The following is a 16,784-nucleotide window of genomic DNA, read 5'->3' on the forward strand; positions in this document are numbered from 1 at the left end:
CGGGGGTGGGCTTTTCGTCGTTGTCGCCGCCGGTTCGCATGGAGGAATAAGGTTTCCGCCTGTCGAATATCCGTTTGACGAAGGAGGGCGAGATATGCTCGTTATCGGCATCGACCCAGGAACCGCCATCTGCGGCTGGGGAGTGGTCAGGCAGGAAGGCAGCCGCATCAAGGCTATCGCTTACGGAGCCGCCCAGACCAGCCCCACCCTTGACACCGCCACCCGTCTCGCCGCCGTATTTAACGCCATCGATGCGCTCATCAAGGAGCACCGTCCTGACGTCGTCGGCGTCGAACAGCTCTTCTTCAACAAGAACGTCACCACGGCAATGACCGTCGGCCAAGCGCGCGGCGTCATCCTGCTCGCGGCCGCGCTCAACGGCGTCGCCGTCGCCGAGTGTACTCCCCTGCAGGTCAAGCAAGCCGTCGTCGGCTACGGCAAAGCCACCAAGGAACAAGTAATCTACATGACCCAAAAACTCCTTTGCCTGCCGGCCAAGCCCCATCCCGACGACGTGGCCGACGCCCTGGCGGTGGCTATCTGCACCGCTCACACCAGCACCTTGAGCAAAATGAGGGACAACAAGCGATGATCGGTTATCTGAAAGGCACCGTCACCCATCTGTATAACGAACACTGCTTCCTTGACGTCCAAGGGGTCGGCTACCGCGTATTCATCCCCGCCTCCACCAGGCAGCAACTCGCCGCAGGCTCAGCCGTCACCCTTTTCACCCACCTCAACGTTCGCGAAGACGCTATGCTGTTGTATGGGTTTATCACAACCGACGAATACGAACTTTTCCAGCACCTCATCACGATAACCGGCGTGGGTCCCAAGGTCGCTTTAGGCGTGCTGTCCGCCATCAGTCCAGCCGAATTCCGCGCTGCCGTCAGCCAGAAAAACGCCGCCCTGCTCACCCGCATCCCCGGCATCGGCAAGAAAACGGCCGAGCGCCTAATCCTTGAGCTCAAAGACAAGCTCGGCCTGCCGGAAGGTTTCTCCCCCGTAGCCGGCAAAGCCGGCCTGGCGGCGGAAATTCCTCAGGACGCCCGCCAGGAAGCGGCTCAGGCGCTGGTCGCTTTGGGCTACAGCCAGAGCGAGGTCGGCTCCGTCCTCCAGAGAATAGAAAGCGACGGCCAAAGCGCCGAAGAAATGATAAAGCTAGCCCTCAAAGAGTTCGCCAGGAGGTAGCCCCGTATGGAAGAAGACAGAATCGTCGCCGGCGGCGCACAGGACGCCGACACCTGGCAGTTCAGCCTGCGCCCCAAGAGGCTTAACGAATACATCGGTCAGGACCAGGTCAAACAGAATCTCGCCGTATTCATTCAGGCCGCGGCTTCCCGCGGCGAGGCGCTCGACCACGTTCTGCTCTACGGGCCGCCGGGCCTCGGAAAAACCACCCTCGCCGGCATCATCGCCAACGAACTCGGCGCCGGCTTCAGGGTCACCTCCGGGCCGGCCGTCGAGCGCCCCGGCGACCTTGCCGCCCTGCTTACCAACCTCGCCGACCGGGACGTCCTCTTCATCGACGAGATACACCGGCTGCCGCGCGGCGTCGAGGAAATTCTCTACACCGCGATGGAAGACTACGCCCTTGACATAATCATCGGCAAAGGCCCCAGCGCCCGCTCCATCCGCCTCGACCTGCCCCGGTTCACCCTCGTCGGCGCCACCACCAGGGCCGGGGCGCTCGGCGCGCCGCTCCGCGACCGGTTCGGCGTCGTCTGCCGTCTGGAATACTACGAGCAGCAGCACCTCGAATGCATTATAAAACGGGCCGCGGAAATACTGAACATTGCCGTTGATGACCGAGGCTCCCAGGAGATCGCCCGTCGCTCCCGCGGCACCCCCCGGGTGGCCAACCGTCTCCTCAAAAGGGTGCGAGATTTTGCCCAGGTAGCGGCCGACGGCGTCATCACCCAGGAGGTCGCCGACCAGGCCCTGGCCATGCTCGAGGTCGACAGCCGCGGTCTCGATAAGACCGACCGGCGGCTGCTCACCACCATCATCGCCATGTTCGGCGGCGGACCGGTGGGCGTGGAGACGCTCGCCGCCGCCATCAGCGAAGAAACCGCCACCATTGAGGACGTGTACGAGCCCTTCCTTATGCAGCTCGGCCTTCTGAGCCGCACCCCCCGCGGACGGGTTGTCACCCCCGCGGCTTACGACCATGTCGGCATCGCCTACAAGGGCGATAACGGCGAAAAACAAGCGAAACTCTGGTGAAAAAGATGAAAATGCTGCTCCACCTCTGCTGCGGCCCCTGCGCCGCTTTCCCTGTCCGCCACCTGCGCGAGGCGGGACACGAAATCGTCGGCTACTTCTACAATCCCAATATTCACCCTTATAAGGAGTTTGTCCGCCGTCTCGACACCAGCAAGGAATTTGCCGCCAAGGTCGGCCTTGACCTCGCGGTGGACGCCGCTTACACCCTCGAAGACTACCTTGCCGGAGCGCTGGCCGCCGGCGGCGACCGCTGCCGCGCCTGCTATGAGCTGCGCCTCAGGCAGGCCGCCCGCTACGCGAAAGAAAACGGCTTCGACTGCTTCACCACCACCCTGCTCGTAAGTCCCTACCAGCGCCACGAGACTATCAGGGAAGTCGGCGAAGCCGTCGCGGCCGAGGAAAACGTGCCATTTTGCTACATAGACTTCCGGCCCGGCTGGCCGGAAGGAGTGCGGATAAGCAAGGAACTGGAACTTTACCGCCAACCATATTGCGGCTGCATCTTCAGCGAACGGGACCGCTACTGCAAACCGCGGAAGGAGGAGCGCCAATGCCCGCAGGATTCGACTCCCTCGGAAAAACCCTGATGATCTTTGGCGCCGTCCTCCTCATCGCCGGGGCCGTGCTTCACTTCGGCGGCAAAATACCCTGGCTGGGAAGGCTGCCGGGCGACATCCACGTCGAACGGGAAAACTTCAGCTTCTATTTTCCGATCGTAACGTCAATCCTTCTGAGCATCGTCCTGACCATCGTCATTAATCTGTTCACCCGCCGTTAGGCTAAAGGAGTGTATATGCGCAAAGCAATCCTTATCCTGGGGCTGCTGCTGCTCGCCATGCTGCCCGCAGCCCCCGCCAAGGCCGGACAAGCCTCTCCGCCGACCGTCAGGGTCGGCTTATGGGCCAACCAGACAAGCATCATCCTTTCCGCCGCCGACGGCTTCTCCCTGGCCGACACCGACAGCAAGGAACTCCTGGGCAGTTACCGGGCCAAGGAGAAAGTCATGATAACCTTCGGGGCTTCGGGGATCGCCGTCAACGGACGGCCGGTCGCAGCGCGCGCGCTGACCGCATTTTTGCCGGCGAAATCCGTCGCCGGCATCGAAGTAAACAGGCGCGAGTACAGGGGGACGGTCAGCATCCGACGCACCGCCGGCAAGAACGGCCTGACCGTGGTCAATACCCTGTCGCTGGAGGAATATGTCTACGGCATCATCGCCCGCGAGATATCCCCCGCCTGGCCGGCGGAGGCGGTCAAAGCCCAGGCGGTTGCCGCTCGCACCTACGCTCTCAATAGTCTCGGCAAACACAAGGACGACGGCTATGACGTCTGCGCCACCACCCACTGCCAGGTCTACGGCGGCAAAACCGCCGAGGACGCCCGTGCCACCAAGGCGGTCGACGACACCCGCGGCCTTGTCGTTACCTACAAAGGAGAACCCGTTCCAGCCTACTTCCATGGCAGCGGGGGCGGCTTCACCGAAAACAGCGAAAACGTCTGGGGTGGCTTCCATCCGGCCCTGCGCGGCGTCGCCGACTATGATCAGGGATCGCCTCACTATCGCTGGGAGAAACAAATGAGCCTGAAAGAGGTTGAGACTGCCCTCGAAAGCGCCGGCATCATGGTAGGCAGCCTACAGGCCATCGAATTGTCGCCGCTGACCAAGCCGCCGGTAAGCAGCCGAGACCGGGGCGTTTCCGGACGGGTCAAAGATATCCGGCTGGTCGGCAGCTCCGGCAGCACGGTCGTAAGCGGCACCAAGCTGCGCACAGTCCTCGGCCTCAACAGCACCCTGTTCGACATCAAAGTAACCCTGCCGGCCAAAAAGGCGGTTGAATTCGAGATAACCGACAGCTACGGCGACCGGGACACGAAAACCGTGCCGATCAGCGTAAAGCCCCTGCCCGACAAATCGGACAACCCCGATATCCGGCGCGTGAGCGGCCGGGCCAACGAGACCATTGTCTTCACAGGCTTCGGGTGGGGTCACGGCATCGGGTTGTCCCAGTGGGGAGCCAGAGCCATGGCCGAAAAGGCCCCTGCTGGCGACACCGCATATTTCCGCACGATATTGAAACACTACTACACAGGCGTAGAGATAAGCAAACTCTACTGAGGAGCCCCTTGATGCAGCTATCCGATTTTGACTACCACCTGCCAGAAGAATTGATTGCCCAGCATCCCGCCGAAATCAGGGACCAATCGCGTCTCCTGGTGCTGGGCAGGGAAAACGGCTCCGTATCGCACCGCCGTTTCTACGATTTGCCTGCATACCTGATTCCCGGCGACACGCTGGTATTCAACGACACGCGGGTAATTCCCGCCCGCCTCGTCGGCACCAAGGCCGATACCGGCGGTAAAGTGGAGGTATTTCTCCTCAACCGGTTGGCTGACGACCGGTGGGAAACCCTCGTCAGGCCGGGCCGAAAGCTCCGGCCCGGGACGGTGGTAAGCTTCGGCGACGACCTGAGCGGTGAAATACTTGCTGTTACCGACTTTGGCGGACGTGTCGTCCGCTTTAGTTTTAGCGGCATCTTCGAAGAGGTGCTCGACAGGCTGGGGGAGACGCCGCTGCCGCCGTATATACACGAGCAGCTCAAGGACAAGGAGCGCTACCAGACAGTATATTCGCGGGAGCGCGGCTCGGCGGCCGCCCCCACGGCGGGCTTGCATTTCACTGACAAATTACTGTCATCTCTGGCAGAAAAATCTATCAATATGGCCTTTATCACCCTCCACGTCGGCCTCGGCACCTTCAGGCCGGTAAGCACGGAGAATATCCTCGACCATAAGATGCACCGCGAATACTACTCCATCCCGCCGGCGGCGGCCGACACTGTCAACCGCGCCAAAGAACGCGGCGGCCGGATCATAGCCGTCGGCACGACCGCGGTCAGGACGCTGGAAACGGTCGCCAGGGACGGGCGGATCGAAGCCGGCGGCGGCTGGACCGATATTTTCATCTATCCAGGCTATCGCTTCAAAATGGTCGATGCGCTGCTCACTAACTTTCACCTGCCGAAATCGACCCTGCTGATGCTCGTCAGCGCCCTCGCCGGACGGGAGAACGTCCTGGCCGCCTACCGCGAAGCGGTGGCTGAGCGATATCGGTTTTTCAGTTTCGGCGACGCTATGCTCATCATTTGATTAATTTGATTAATATAGGGAGAGGTTCCCCGATGGCAGTAACTTTCGAATTGATAAAAAGATGCCCGGCTACGGGCGCGCGGGCCGGACGCCTTTACACCCCCCACGGCGTATTCGATACCCCGATTTTCATGCCGGTCGGCACCCAGGCCACCGTCAAAGCCATGTCGCCCCACGAACTGGCCGTCATGGGCGCCGGCATAATCCTCAGCAACACCTACCATTTGTTTTTGCGGCCAGGCCACGATCTGGTCGCCGAGGCCGGCGGCCTCCACACCTTCATGCAATGGGACCGCGGCATCCTTACCGACAGCGGCGGTTTCCAGGTTTTCAGCCTCGGTCCGCTGCGCAAGATCAGCGAGGAGGGTGTGGCCTTCCGGTCCCATATCGACGGCTCGAAGCAATTCCTGTCGCCCGAGAAAGCGACCGAGGTTCAGATGGCCCTTGGCGCGGATATAATCATGGCCTTTGACGAGTGCATGCCCTACCCGGCCGACCACGCCTACGCGAAGGCGTCCACGGACAGGACCACCCGTTGGGCGGAGCGCTGCCTGAAGACCCACAACCGTAAGGATCAGGCGCTGTTCGGTATCGTCCAGGGCGGGATGCACAGGGATCTGAGGGCGATGAGCGCCCGCGATCTCGTCAGCATGGGATTTCCCGGCTACGGAATCGGCGGGCTGAGCGTCGGCGAGCCCAAACCGCTGATGTACGAGATGCTGGAGGAGACCGTTCCGTTGTTGCCGGCCGACAAACCGCGCTATCTGATGGGGGTGGGCACGCCCGATTGCCTGGTGGAGGGCGTCATGCGCGGCGTCGATATGTTCGACTGTGTTTTTCCCACCCGCGTGGCCCGCAACGGGACCGTCATGACCAGCCGCGGCCGCCTGGTGCTGAAAAACGCCGAGTACGCCCGCGACTTCCGGCCGATCGACCCGGACTGCGGTTGTTATACCTGCAGCAACTTCTCGCGCGCCTATATCCGCCATCTTCTCAAAGCCGAGGAGATATTCGGCTTGAGGCTTACCACCACCCACAACTTGCATTTTCTTATCCAGTTCATGCGCGATATGCGCAAGGCGATAATCGACGACAGCTTCCTTTCCTTCCGGGAAGAGTTTTGGTCTAAATACCCGACCCCTTAGAGGATTTAAGGGAAAGGTGCAGAATATAACGGGAGGACAAAACGGGAGGTGAGTTGGCATGGAGTTTCTTTCGCCGGAAATTTTGCAATGGGCGCCTTTTATAATCATGATCGTTATCTTCTACTTCCTGTTCTACAGGCCGCAGAAGAAGGAACAGAAAAAACGCTCCGACATGCTCGGCAGCATGAAGAAGGGCGACCGCGTCGTCACCATCGGAGGTATTCACGGCACCATCACCGGTTTCAGCGACGATACCGTCACCATCAGAGTTGCGGAAAAAGTCGAGCTTGATTTCAACCGCGCCGCGGTGGCATCGGTAAAGAACAAGGCTGAATAGCCATGTCCTCCAGGAAGGAAGCCAAACAGCGGCTGCGCCGGGAAATGCTCGCCATACGGCGCAGCCTTTCTGCTGAGGAGATTGAAAAGGGGAGCGAGGCCATCGCTGCCTATTTTTGTGCGTGGCCCGAATATCGGTCAGCCGAAGTAGTCATGTTTTTTCTCGCGATGGCCGACGAGCCGCAGACGGTCGCGCTCATTGAAGACGCCTGGCGGGCGGGCAAAAAAGTGGCGGTCCCGCAGATGGGCGAGGTTTACGGCTTCATGGAGGCTGCGGCCCTTGACGGTTGGGACAACCTCGTGACCGGCCGCCTCGGGCTCAAGGCTCCCGATCCGGCGAAAACCCGGCTCATCGACCCGGCCGCCATCGAGCTTATCGTCGTTCCCGGGGTGGCGTTCGATGCTACCGGCCGCCGCTTAGGCATGGGGGCGGGCTATTACGACCGTTTCCTGCCGCGGGCCTCTCAGGCCCGTCGCATGGGGCTCGCCTGGTCGGCCCAGTTAGTGGCGGAGGTTCCCGCCGACGAGCACGACGTACGGATGGATTATCTCTTGACGGAAAACGGCTTTTGGCCCTTGTCGGGCGGCTAGCACCGCCGCGGCGTCCGTCTTGCGGGGGTTGCACCATGGAGATTCGGATCGGTATCGCTAAAGCCAATAAATACGCGGTCGCCGAATGCGGCGACAGTTTCGAGGTGGCAGAACGACCACGGGGTGGTATTTCTGCCATTTTGGCTGACGGACAGGGCAGCGGCAAGGCGGCCAAGCAGACGAGCAGCCTTGTGGTCAACCGGGCGGCATCCCTGATTGCCGAGGGAGTGAGGGACGGGGCGGTGGCCAGAACGGTCCACGACTACCTGTACGCCATGAAGGACGGGAGGGTATCGTCCACCCTCACCATTCTCAGCGCCGATTACGACGCCCAGACGCTGCTGTTTTCCCGCAACTCCAACTGCCCGGTGCTGGTGAAGACCGAATTCGGCATAACCGTTTATGACGAAGATGTTCCTTCTATCGGTGTGCACAAATATATGAAGCCGCTGATGAATCAAGTCCCCCTCGAAGTGGGCACAATTCTGGTATCTTATACCGACGGTATCCAGGCGGCCGGCCGCAAGCGCGGCAATGCCGTCGATCATGGCCGTATTCTCAGGCTTCTCGAAGACAACGGTCCCGGCGATGTGGAGTTTATCGCCGAAAACATTCTGGAATATGCCCTGACGCTTGACGATTACCGCCCCGGCGACGACATGACTGTCGTGGTCATGGGCGTTTCCGACCGTGATTCGACCCATAGGATTCAGCGGTTCAGCGTCTCATTTCCATACTGAGCGGGTGATAAGATGCGGATTGTCGTGGTAGGGCCGTGCGCCAGCGGCAAGACGACCCTGGTCAACCGCCTGCAGGAGTTGGGCTTCGACGCCCACAACGTCGCCCAGGAACACTCGGGGATAAAGTCGTTGTGGCGTAAGAAGAATCCCGATGTGGTGGTGATGCTCGACGCGTCGCTGCCGGTTATCCGCCGGCGGCGCGCCGTGCCCTGGGGGGAAGAGAGATTGGCCGCGCAGCGCGAACGCCTGCGGGACGCCAGGGAACATGCCACTTTACACATCCAGACCGATCCACTGTCGCGGGAAGAAGTAGTTGGCCGGGTTTTGGACCATATTGCGGGGAGAGCGGATAATGGCAGCGATAACGGTAGCGGATCTGAAGCAAGACCATGAGGTCGGGGTCTATCTGGCCTGCAGCACCGAGTATCTGTGCCGGCTCGGGTTCACCGAGCACGGCGGGCGGCACGCCACGCTCGTTTCCGAGCGGGCCCGCCGCATTCTCGCCGAACTCGGTTACGGGGAGCGCGACTGCGAACTTGCCGCTATCGCCGGGTACCTCCACGACATCGCCAACCTCGTCAACCGTTATAACCACGGCGGTACGGGGGCGGTGATGGCTTACGGCATCCTCAGCCGCTTCGGCATGGCGCCGGAGGAAATCGCCCTTGTCGTTTCGGCGATCGGCAACCATGAGGAGGAACGTGGCAACGCCATCAACCATGTGGCGTCGGCCCTCATCATCGCCGATAAGTCGGACGTTCACCGTTCGCGGGTGACCCACACCGATTTCGCCAAATTCGAAATCCACGACAGAGTCAACTACGCGGCCGAGGACAGCCGCCTCAACATCGACCGGGAAGCAGGCGAGATCACCCTGGAACTGGCCATCGACACGGCCATCTGCCCGGTTATGGAGTATTTCGAAATTTTCCTGGCCCGCATGGTCATGTGCCGGCGGGCGGCCGATTTTTTAAGTTCTCGGTTCGGATTGGTCATCAACGGCAACAGACTGCTCTAGAGTCCTTTGCCTCACTGGATTCATTGACAGCGGACAGGCCGTGAAGATATAATTAAATTTGTGCAAAAGAACATGATAGGGGGAAAAATCCTTGAGATGGGGTAATCTGACCACCTTCACGGTGGTCGTATTGGCCATTTTACTTGTTTTCGGCTTCTACATCTCGCCTCTGGTGACATCCGTGAAACAAGGCCTCGACCTGCAGGGCGGAACGCATGTCGTGATGGAGGCGGTCGATACGCCGGACGCTCAGGTTAACGAAGACGCCATGCAACGGGTTATGAAGGTGATGGAGCGGCGCGTCAACGAGCTCGGTCTCACCGAGCCGATCATCCAGCGTCAGGGCGAGCGCCGCATCATTATCGAGCTGCCGGGGGTCAAGGATCCCGAGGGAGCTATCTCTTTGATCGGCAAAACGGCGCTACTCGAGTTCAAAAATGAAGCCGGGACAACCGTCCTCACCGGCAAGGATCTCAAGGACGCCAAGGCCCAGATAACTCAGGGCAGCCGCAACGATGTCGCCATCGAGTTCACCGACGAGGGCGGCAAGCTATTCGCCGACCTGACAGCCAAAAACGTCGGCAAGCATATCGCCATCACCCTTGACAATCAGGTTCTCACCAATCCTGTCGTCCAGGAGGCCATTCCCAGCGGCAAGGCGGTCATCACCGGCCAGCGCACCATAGAAGAGGCGCAGAACCTCGCTATTCTCCTCCGTTCCGGCGCATTGCCGGTCAAGATGAACATCATCGAGACGCGCACAGTCGGTCCGACCCTTGGCCAGGATTCCAAAGACAAGAGCAAGGTCGCCTTTATGATCAGTATTGCCGCCATCGTCGTGTTCATGATTCTTTTCTACCGACTGGCGGGTGTGGTCGCCAACATCACTTTGATGCTGTACGTCCTGCTGCTGCTTGTCGCTCTCAAGATGCTCAACGCTACGTTGACGCTTCCCGGCATCGCCGGCATCATTCTGTCGATGGGCATGGCTGTTGACGCCAACGTGCTTATTTTCGAACGATTCAAGGAAGAATACCGCGGCGGCAAGACATTGCGGGCCGCCATGGACGCCGGTTTCAACCGGGCACTGTTGACTATCGTCGACTCCAACGTTACTACCCTGCTGGCGGCCGCCATCCTCTTCTTCCTCGGCTCCGGTCCGATCAAGGGCTTCGCCATCACCCTCGGCCTGGGCATTCTGCTCAGCATGTTCACGGCCATAACGGTCACCAAATATCTGCTCAAGTCGCTGATGAACGCCAACCTGTTCAAGAGCGGCAAAACATTCGGGGCTTAGGGGGTGGGGAAGATGACAGTGAAATTCGATTTTATCGGCAAACGCTACTGGTGGTTCGCGCTATCCGCTCTCTTCATGCTCCCCGGCCTCATTTCCATGGCCATCCAAGGGTTCAATCTCGGCATCGATTTTACGGGCGGCACGCTTCTTGATCTCAAGTTCGCCCAGCCGGTTTCCGTGGCCCAGGTACGCGACGTCATGAAGGATTACAACCTTGAGGGAAGCACCATCCAGTTGGCGACCGGCGCGCAGGGCGAGACCGCGAACAGTGTTTTCATCCGCACGCACGTGCTGGAAGAGAATGAGCGGACTGCCGTTCTGAACGGCCTGAAACAGAAGGTCGGGGCTTTTGAAGTGCTCCGCATCGAAAAAGTGGGCGCCGTTATCGGGTCCGAACTGACCAAGCAGGCGGTCATTGCCCTGGTTGTTTCCTGGCTGCTGATAATCGCCTATATCTCTTTCCGGTTCGAGTTCAAGTTCGGCATTTCGGCCATCATCGCCCTTATCCACGACGTTGTCGTCGTGCTGGGCATTTTTTCCCTGTTCCGGCTGGAGGTGGATGCCGCGTTCGTGGCGGCAATGCTGACTATTGTCGGCTACTCGATTAATGATACCATCGTCATTTTCGACCGCATCCGCGAGAACCTTAAGTCCCACCGCAAGTCGGAGAGCTTCCAGGATCTCGTCAACCGCAGCATCTGGCAGACGATGACCCGTTCGATCTACACCGTTGTGACCGTGCTGTTCTGTTCGCTGGCGCTGTATTTCTTCGGCGGCGAGACGACCAGGAATTTTGCCCTCGCACTGACCGTCGGCTTTGTCAGCGGTGCGTACTCCTCGGTTTGCAACGCCAGCCCGATATGGGTGACGCTGAAAGAGATGTCCGAGCGCCACCGCGTCGAGACCAAGATAAAAGGTTCAAAATAACTGGTACGCCACTTAGCCCGGGATTTCCCGGGCTTTTTCTTTTTGTGTCGGGGGCGGCGTAATAGGCGGCCGCCGTTGCACCAAGCGGAGGGTAAGGCAATATCATATTAGGAGCAAAAGGTGGTGAGGCTATGTGGATGCTACTGCCGGCGCTGTCTCTGGCGATTGTCCATATTGCCGGCGACAACGCCGGCGTGGTCCCGGACGCAGCCGCCCGGGCGGGCGCGGGGATATGTCTGACGGTCGTGCTGGCTTACCTCGTATTCGGTGCCGGGCTGACGGGTCTCGCCGCCTGGATAGGGGCCCGCGCCGGTGTAGAGTTGGCTGTCGTCGTCCGCCGGCTGTTCGGGGCATCTGGCAAAAGGTTATTTGGCGCAATTACCCTGGGCATTTCTATTCCGGCAAGCGCCCTTACGGGGGGATATTTCGCCGCCCTGCTGGTGCGCGACCTGACAGGGCTGCCGCTTACGGCGGCAACGCCTTTATGTCTGGCGTTTTTTGCCCTGATGGCTGCCGGTTACTTGCCGGAGTTGCTGATATTTGCCAATTATTGTTCCCTGCTACTGGTGCCGGCGGTTATCCTTCTCTTTGTGTTATCCGGTGGGTATGCACCGCTGCTGAACCCGTTGCCGATGACGGAAATTGACTGGCCGCTGGCCATGGCGCTATTGGGCTACAACGCGGGAGGGATGCGTCCCGCGTTGGCCGCGGAAACGGCCGCCTGCCTGGCCCGGCGGGGCGGCCGGGCCGTATGGCTTACAGTGGCCGCCAAACTTCTCGAAGGTGTGCTGACAGTCGCCATGGTCTATATCGTGATCGCCGCAGGCGTAGCCGGACCGATGTCGCTGACAGCCGCGGCCGCATGCGTTTTCGGCCCTGCGGGCGGGCGGATTTTTGCCGGCGTGCTGTTGTGCACCTTTGTCACGACGATGGTTCCCGCAATGGTGGTGAACGGTCGCCACCTTGCCTGCTGTACCGGAATAGCCACCCGTTCAGCGGTGGCGGCGGCGGCGTTCGTCGTTTACCTGGCAACCTTCCTCTCCTACGGCGCGATGCTGACGATTATGGCGTGGATGGCGGGAGCTACGAGTCTCTTTATCGGTTACACGGCCTATAAGGTACATAAAAACGGGGTCAATCAGCAATAATCTAGTTAAACACGCCGCAAAAGAGGGGCCCTGGAATTGTTGGTACTGAAAATCGCCGTCATCCTCGGGATGCTTGCCGGCCTTACGTTAACCCTAATGCCCCGTCTGCCGGGCACGCTGTTTATCCTGGGCGCCGCCATCGTTTACCTGTGGGTGGCCGGCGCGACCGCGCCTCCGTGGATCATGGCGGCGCTTGTCGTGCTGTCGTTCACCGCCGAGGTGGGAGGCCGGCTGCTGCGGATTTTTCTTACCCGCCGCTACTCGTTGTCGCGGGTCTTCTGTGTGAGCAGTTCGGTCGGCAATATCGGCGGTATCCTGGCTGCCGACGCTTTGCTCGGTCCTGTTCTCGGTCTGCTGGCGTGGGAGTTTTTTGCCGGTAAAACGCTGGCGCCCCGCTGGGATGTGGTGGCGCGCGTGCTATTGCGCCTGGCGGCTGTGGCGACGCTGCGCTTCGGATGCGGGCTGCTGATGGTTGTGCTCGTGCTTGTTTATATTATGGGGTGATTATTACGGCCCGCTATAGCCAAGGTGGCGTCCGGCTTGGTAAAAGGACCGGCGGCCCGCAATCGCGGGCCGCCGATTTTCGTGCCCTGCTCCGGGTAGGGCCGGGGTCCGCGGGGTACAATACTACAAACAGGCGGGGGGCGAGAATAATGTACAACAGGTTGGTCCGTCACAACGGCAACAATGATCTTTTCCGGGCGGTAGAGCTGTCGGCGGCGGCGCTGACTAGCCGTCATCCCTTCCACCTTCATGCCGAGGGCCTGCGCGGGACGGGCAAGACGACCATCCTGAGGGCCGCGGCCAGTCAATTGCCGCCGATCGTCCGCGTGCGGGGCTGCGTCTACAACTGCCACCCGGCGTGGCCGCATTGCCCGGAGCACAAAGGGCTGGACGCGGCGGCCATCGAACGGATCGGCCGGGAGATAGTGCCCTGCCCGTTTTTGGAAATATCCCAGTCGGCGAAAGTCGGCACGGTGCTCGGCAGCATCGACTTGGCCAGGCTTGTCGACCGCCGCCGGCCGGCTGCCGCCCTGCTGCCCGGAACGATTCTCCAGGCTCACCGCGGGGTCGTTTTTATCGATGAAGTCAATCGCCTGGCTGACACTGGGCCGGAGTTGGTCGATGTCCTCCTCGACGTGATGGGTACGAAGCCCGGTCGGGTGCAAGTCGAGGAAACGGGCCTGCCGGTCGTGGAGATGCCGGTGGAGGTGACGGTGTGGGCGGCGTCAAACCCTGACGAGGAGCCGGGGGCGCTCGCCCAGGTGCGAAGGCAACTGGCCGACAGGTTCGATCTGGTGGTGAATATGGGCCGGCCGAGCGAATATCGCGCGGTGACGGCGATGCTGGCAAAGCGGGAGGGAGAGGCGTCCCAGGTGGCGGGTGCGGCCGGTTTCAGGCTGGGGGACTTCCGGGGCGCGGAAGTTGGCGATGAACTGCGAACAGTGTTGGCGTCAATATATATCGATTTCAATCTGGAAAGCCTGCGGGCGATCGAGGGATTGGAGACCGCCGCCCGCCTGGCGGCTATTCAAGCCGGCCGGCGCAAGGTTCTGACAGAGGATGTGGCGCTTGTGGCGCCGCTGGTGCTCGGACACCGCACCGATAACGCCACACTCGCCGGTATTCTTAAATACCTTCAGGCGCTCGACGGCAAGCGGGAGGCCGCGATCGAGGCTGTTGAACCCGGCAAACCGCAGGCTAAAGCGCGGACTGAGCCCACGGAGGCCGGCGGTGCGACTTCCAGATGGGGAAGGTGGTGGGAAGAATTTAGGCGTCGGCTGGCTGCAGGCCGTCCGAAGCGGGAAGCTGCGGAAGGCAGCGGCGCCGCCCAGGGAACGACGGGTGGGGGGGCGGCGTCCACGGCAAGCGGTATCGCCGACCCGACGCATGCCGTTATCGTCGCCCCACCCTGCGCCGCTGTGCCTTTGAGCGAGTTGCCGGCGGATAAATACGTAGGCGGCGAGGACAGCAACAGCCATGTCTGAGGCGAAACTTGATTACAACGCCGGCTTTTTCACCGAGCTCGACGGTCCGGCAGCTCTTTTGCAGACGCTGTTCAGGGACAACAAGGGGGCGAGGATCGGCCAGAGTACGGTGGCAAGCCGCAAGATGCATACCGTCGATGCGGCAAAACCGGAAACGGTTACCATCCTGACGAATGTCGACGCCGGAAAGGCTTTCTACAACCGGCAAAACGCCGACGAAGTTTTTCATCTCGATGTTTTCCACCAATGCGGCCGGGTCGATCATCGTCAGGTGGCGTCCAGGCTGCGTCAGGCGATCGAGGTGTACGGTTTTCATAGCCATATTTACGCCAGCCATCATTTGGGGTTCAAGGCAGGCAGCTACGCGGTCAGCGCCGATCTCGTGGATGTACAGACCGGGACCGGCGGCGGCCGAATAACCGGGAGCCTGAGCTACGGCCAGAAGCTTTCCCTGCGGCGGGCCCACGAGAACCACGTGCATATCACGGCTATGCTGCCCGGCGACCATGCCGCCAGCCTGTTTTACCTCGTTCTGGCGGCGGAGGACGCCATCCGGGCCGCGGGACTTGAACTGCGGCGCAATGAGAGGATCGTTTACGGCCGGGGTGGCGGCAACGGCGACCTTTCTCCCTACTGTGACCAGTCGGACTCTTTTTTGCGTCAGAAGGGGGGCGCCGCATCGGCTGCTGCGCAGCGGCACCAGTATCTTCAGGATGCCACCGATCTGATCGAAGAATTCGATACCGTGCAGGATGTAAGGGATATTCTCGAGGAGGCGGACGGTGGGGCGGGGGAACAGAAACTGCTGCAGTCGCTGGCGCGCCGGGGGAGCGGCGAACAGGCGCTCCGGCGGCTCGAACACCAGGGAATTGTGACCGTCGAGGGCGGGAAGGTCCGTCTAACCGAATACGGAAAAGGCTTTAAGGTTTATCTCGATAGGCACCTGCCGGAAATCGAGGCTTATTTGCGCCGGGCTTTCAGGCTCTTCAGGCCGCCGGCGTGGCGCCCGGGGCGGAGCAAACTGCTGGCGGAGGGTCAGGGAGGTATCGGGCCGAGGCAGCTTAAAATGCGCGACGGGAGTGCTCCGGCAGGTGAGCTGGCCGTGGCGGAGACGGTTAACGCCGCGGCCAGAAGGAGTGTTGAAACGGTCGGCGGCGGTCTGGAAATAAGCGCCGAGGATTTGCGGGAATTTGTGCGGAAACGGCGGCAGAAGGCCGAGCTTTGCCTGGTGGTCGATGCCAGCGCCAGTATGACCGGGCAGCGCCTCAGGGCGGCGAAGTTTTTGGCCAGGCACTTATTGCTTTCCACGCCGGACCGCCTATCGATCATCGCTTTCCAGGAGGATTCGGCCAAGCTCGTTCTGCCGCTGACGCGCGATTGGCAGCTTGTCGAGAATAGCCTGAGGGGGATCAGGTCCTACGGTTCGACGCCTCTGGCGGGCGCTCTGACCGCTTGCCTCGCTTACTTGCATGATGCCAATGTGCGTAACCCGTTGATTATTCTTATCACCGACGGTATTCCTACGGTGGCTGATCACTCCCGCGATCCGCTTGCCGATTCTTTGGAGGCGGCGGCAGCGATCAGGCAATCCGGCTACGGTTTTGCCTGTATAGGCCTGAAACCGCACCGCAGCTTTCTCGCGCAGCTGGCCGAGCGGGCCGGGGGCAGTCTGTATGTTATGGAGGAGCTCGAAAAGCATGCGATGGTGAATGCGGCATGGTGCGAACGCGCGGGTCGCGTCCTGTGACGCGCCTGTCGGCAGCCCGCGCCGCTTACGGCGCATTTTAAGGGGGATAACGCGGGGCGGCCCGCGTTATTGTTTTTTCCGCTACTGAAAGGTATTATCATTGGTTGGCGAGAATATAGAACCTAAGTAAATTTACCTGGGGTGGTGGAATAATGCTATCTTTGGTACTGGCGCTTGTTTTTGCTTTACTTGTAGCAGTGTTTGCCATCCAGAACTCCCTCCCGGTTACGGTTGCTTTTCTTGCCTGGAGTTTTCAGACTTCACTCGTCCTTGTTATCCTCGGGGCGGCGATCTTCGGGGCGCTGGCCGTGGTTTCGCTGGCTGTACCCATGCAGGTCAGGGCTCGGTGGGATTTAACGAAGGCGCTGCATCGCCAGGGGGAACTGGAGGCAGAGGCGAAAACGCTGCAGGAACGGCTGGACCGGGAGTCGGGCAAGGAGTCGGCCGAAGGAGAAGGCAAGGGCGGTATGTAGC

General features: G+C 60.7%; 20 protein-coding genes. All 20 read left to right on the plus strand.

Annotated features, from left to right (window positions below):
• Positions 1 to 94 precede the first annotated feature (94 nt).
• On the plus strand, positions 95 to 592 hold the full coding sequence (gene ruvC / locus Q4T40_07135; GenBank protein MDT8901005.1) for a crossover junction endodeoxyribonuclease RuvC: 498 nt from the start codon (positions 95 to 97) through the stop codon (positions 590 to 592).
• Entirely contained in the window at positions 589 to 1,191 is a 603-nt protein-coding gene (gene ruvA / locus Q4T40_07140) for a Holliday junction branch migration protein RuvA (protein MDT8901006.1), read from the plus strand. The genes ruvC and ruvA overlap by 4 nt, the downstream gene beginning before the upstream one ends.
• A gap of 6 nt (positions 1,192 to 1,197) precedes the next feature.
• Entirely contained in the window at positions 1,198 to 2,226 is a 1,029-nt protein-coding gene (gene ruvB, locus Q4T40_07145) for a Holliday junction branch migration DNA helicase RuvB (GenBank protein MDT8901007.1), read from the plus strand.
• Between the two features lie 5 nt (positions 2,227 to 2,231).
• Complete coding sequence (locus Q4T40_07150) at positions 2,232 to 2,813, plus strand: epoxyqueuosine reductase QueH (GenBank protein ID MDT8901008.1); 582 nt, start codon at positions 2,232 to 2,234, stop codon at positions 2,811 to 2,813.
• Positions 2,777 to 3,004 (plus strand): DUF2905 domain-containing protein, encoded by a 228-nt coding sequence (locus Q4T40_07155; GenBank protein MDT8901009.1) that lies wholly within the window; start codon positions 2,777 to 2,779, stop codon positions 3,002 to 3,004. Before Q4T40_07150 ends, Q4T40_07155 begins: the two co-directional genes overlap by 37 nt.
• Positions 3,005 to 3,019: 15 nt before the next feature.
• Complete coding sequence (locus Q4T40_07160; protein MDT8901010.1) at positions 3,020 to 4,342, plus strand: SpoIID/LytB domain-containing protein; 1,323 nt, start codon at positions 3,020 to 3,022, stop codon at positions 4,340 to 4,342.
• Between the two features lie 11 nt (positions 4,343 to 4,353).
• Complete coding sequence (gene queA, locus Q4T40_07165; GenBank protein ID MDT8901011.1) at positions 4,354 to 5,373, plus strand: tRNA preQ1(34) S-adenosylmethionine ribosyltransferase-isomerase QueA; 1,020 nt, start codon at positions 4,354 to 4,356, stop codon at positions 5,371 to 5,373.
• Between the two features lie 32 nt (positions 5,374 to 5,405).
• Entirely contained in the window at positions 5,406 to 6,518 is a 1,113-nt protein-coding gene (gene tgt / locus Q4T40_07170; protein MDT8901012.1) for a tRNA guanosine(34) transglycosylase Tgt, read from the plus strand.
• Positions 6,519 to 6,576: 58 nt separating this feature from the next.
• Complete coding sequence (gene yajC, locus Q4T40_07175; GenBank protein MDT8901013.1) at positions 6,577 to 6,855, plus strand: preprotein translocase subunit YajC; 279 nt, start codon at positions 6,577 to 6,579, stop codon at positions 6,853 to 6,855.
• Positions 6,856 to 6,857: 2 nt separating this feature from the next.
• Positions 6,858 to 7,445: a 5-formyltetrahydrofolate cyclo-ligase gene (locus Q4T40_07180; GenBank protein ID MDT8901014.1), complete on the plus strand. Its 588-nt coding sequence runs from the start codon at positions 6,858 to 6,860 to the stop codon at positions 7,443 to 7,445.
• A gap of 35 nt (positions 7,446 to 7,480) precedes the next feature.
• A complete protein-coding gene (locus Q4T40_07185) occupies positions 7,481 to 8,185 on the plus strand; it encodes a PP2C family protein-serine/threonine phosphatase (protein ID MDT8901015.1) in 705 nt (234 codons plus the stop codon).
• Between the two features lie 12 nt (positions 8,186 to 8,197).
• Positions 8,198 to 8,578 (plus strand): hypothetical protein, encoded by a 381-nt coding sequence (locus tag Q4T40_07190; GenBank protein ID MDT8901016.1) that lies wholly within the window; start codon positions 8,198 to 8,200, stop codon positions 8,576 to 8,578.
• A complete protein-coding gene (locus Q4T40_07195) occupies positions 8,538 to 9,203 on the plus strand; it encodes an HD domain-containing protein (protein ID MDT8901017.1) in 666 nt (221 codons plus the stop codon). Before Q4T40_07190 ends, Q4T40_07195 begins: the two co-directional genes overlap by 41 nt.
• A 91-nt stretch (positions 9,204 to 9,294) precedes the next feature.
• Positions 9,295 to 10,500, plus strand: a complete 1,206-nt coding sequence (gene secD, locus Q4T40_07200; GenBank protein MDT8901018.1) for a protein translocase subunit SecD — start codon at positions 9,295 to 9,297, stop codon at positions 10,498 to 10,500.
• Between the two features lie 18 nt (positions 10,501 to 10,518).
• A complete protein-coding gene (secF, locus tag Q4T40_07205; protein ID MDT8901019.1) occupies positions 10,519 to 11,427 on the plus strand; it encodes a protein translocase subunit SecF in 909 nt (302 codons plus the stop codon).
• 131 nt (positions 11,428 to 11,558) lie between these two features.
• Positions 11,559 to 12,575, plus strand: coding sequence for a hypothetical protein (locus Q4T40_07210; GenBank protein ID MDT8901020.1), 1,017 nt, complete (start codon positions 11,559 to 11,561; stop codon positions 12,573 to 12,575).
• A gap of 36 nt (positions 12,576 to 12,611) precedes the next feature.
• Entirely contained in the window at positions 12,612 to 13,079 is a 468-nt protein-coding gene (locus tag Q4T40_07215; GenBank protein ID MDT8901021.1) for a DUF456 family protein, read from the plus strand.
• Positions 13,080 to 13,228: 149 nt separating this feature from the next.
• The gene (locus tag Q4T40_07220) at positions 13,229 to 14,563 is read left to right on the plus strand and encodes a magnesium chelatase (GenBank protein MDT8901022.1); all 1,335 of its coding nucleotides are present in this window, start codon (positions 13,229 to 13,231) and stop codon (positions 14,561 to 14,563) included.
• Positions 14,556 to 16,310, plus strand: coding sequence for a VWA domain-containing protein (locus tag Q4T40_07225; GenBank protein MDT8901023.1), 1,755 nt, complete (start codon positions 14,556 to 14,558; stop codon positions 16,308 to 16,310). The genes Q4T40_07220 and Q4T40_07225 overlap by 8 nt, the downstream gene beginning before the upstream one ends.
• A 152-nt stretch (positions 16,311 to 16,462) precedes the next feature.
• Positions 16,463 to 16,783 carry a LapA family protein gene (locus Q4T40_07230; GenBank protein MDT8901024.1) on the plus strand — a complete coding sequence of 107 codons (321 nt, stop codon included), beginning with the start codon at positions 16,463 to 16,465 and terminating at the stop codon, positions 16,781 to 16,783.
• The last annotated feature ends 1 nt before the right edge of the window (position 16,784 follow it).

The organism is Selenomonadales bacterium 4137-cl (assembly GCA_032334055.1).
Classification (GTDB): domain Bacteria; phylum Bacillota; class Negativicutes; order Sporomusales; family UBA7701; genus Anaeroselena; species Anaeroselena agilis.

Coding starts and splice junctions, on each gene's coding strand:
- ruvC (MDT8901005.1), top strand. CDS start 95: ATGCTCGTTATCGGCATCGACCCAGGAACCGCCATCTGCGGCTGGGGA.
- Q4T40_07185 (MDT8901015.1), top strand. CDS start 7,481: ATGGAGATTCGGATCGGTATCGCTAAAGCCAATAAATACGCGGTCGCC.
- Q4T40_07150 (MDT8901008.1), top strand. CDS start 2,232: ATGAAAATGCTGCTCCACCTCTGCTGCGGCCCCTGCGCCGCTTTCCCT.
- Q4T40_07230 (MDT8901024.1), top strand. CDS start 16,463: ATGCTATCTTTGGTACTGGCGCTTGTTTTTGCTTTACTTGTAGCAGTG.
- Q4T40_07220 (MDT8901022.1), top strand. CDS start 13,229: ATGTACAACAGGTTGGTCCGTCACAACGGCAACAATGATCTTTTCCGG.
- ruvB (MDT8901007.1), top strand. CDS start 1,198: ATGGAAGAAGACAGAATCGTCGCCGGCGGCGCACAGGACGCCGACACC.
- Q4T40_07195 (MDT8901017.1), top strand. CDS start 8,538: ATGGCAGCGATAACGGTAGCGGATCTGAAGCAAGACCATGAGGTCGGG.
- ruvA (MDT8901006.1), top strand. CDS start 589: ATGATCGGTTATCTGAAAGGCACCGTCACCCATCTGTATAACGAACAC.
- Q4T40_07225 (MDT8901023.1), top strand. CDS start 14,556: ATGTCTGAGGCGAAACTTGATTACAACGCCGGCTTTTTCACCGAGCTC.
- Q4T40_07155 (MDT8901009.1), top strand. CDS start 2,777: ATGCCCGCAGGATTCGACTCCCTCGGAAAAACCCTGATGATCTTTGGC.
- queA (MDT8901011.1), top strand. CDS start 4,354: ATGCAGCTATCCGATTTTGACTACCACCTGCCAGAAGAATTGATTGCC.
- Q4T40_07160 (MDT8901010.1), top strand. CDS start 3,020: ATGCGCAAAGCAATCCTTATCCTGGGGCTGCTGCTGCTCGCCATGCTG.
- yajC (MDT8901013.1), top strand. CDS start 6,577: ATGGAGTTTCTTTCGCCGGAAATTTTGCAATGGGCGCCTTTTATAATC.
- Q4T40_07180 (MDT8901014.1), top strand. CDS start 6,858: ATGTCCTCCAGGAAGGAAGCCAAACAGCGGCTGCGCCGGGAAATGCTC.
- Q4T40_07210 (MDT8901020.1), top strand. CDS start 11,559: ATGTGGATGCTACTGCCGGCGCTGTCTCTGGCGATTGTCCATATTGCC.
- Q4T40_07190 (MDT8901016.1), top strand. CDS start 8,198: ATGCGGATTGTCGTGGTAGGGCCGTGCGCCAGCGGCAAGACGACCCTG.
- tgt (MDT8901012.1), top strand. CDS start 5,406: ATGGCAGTAACTTTCGAATTGATAAAAAGATGCCCGGCTACGGGCGCG.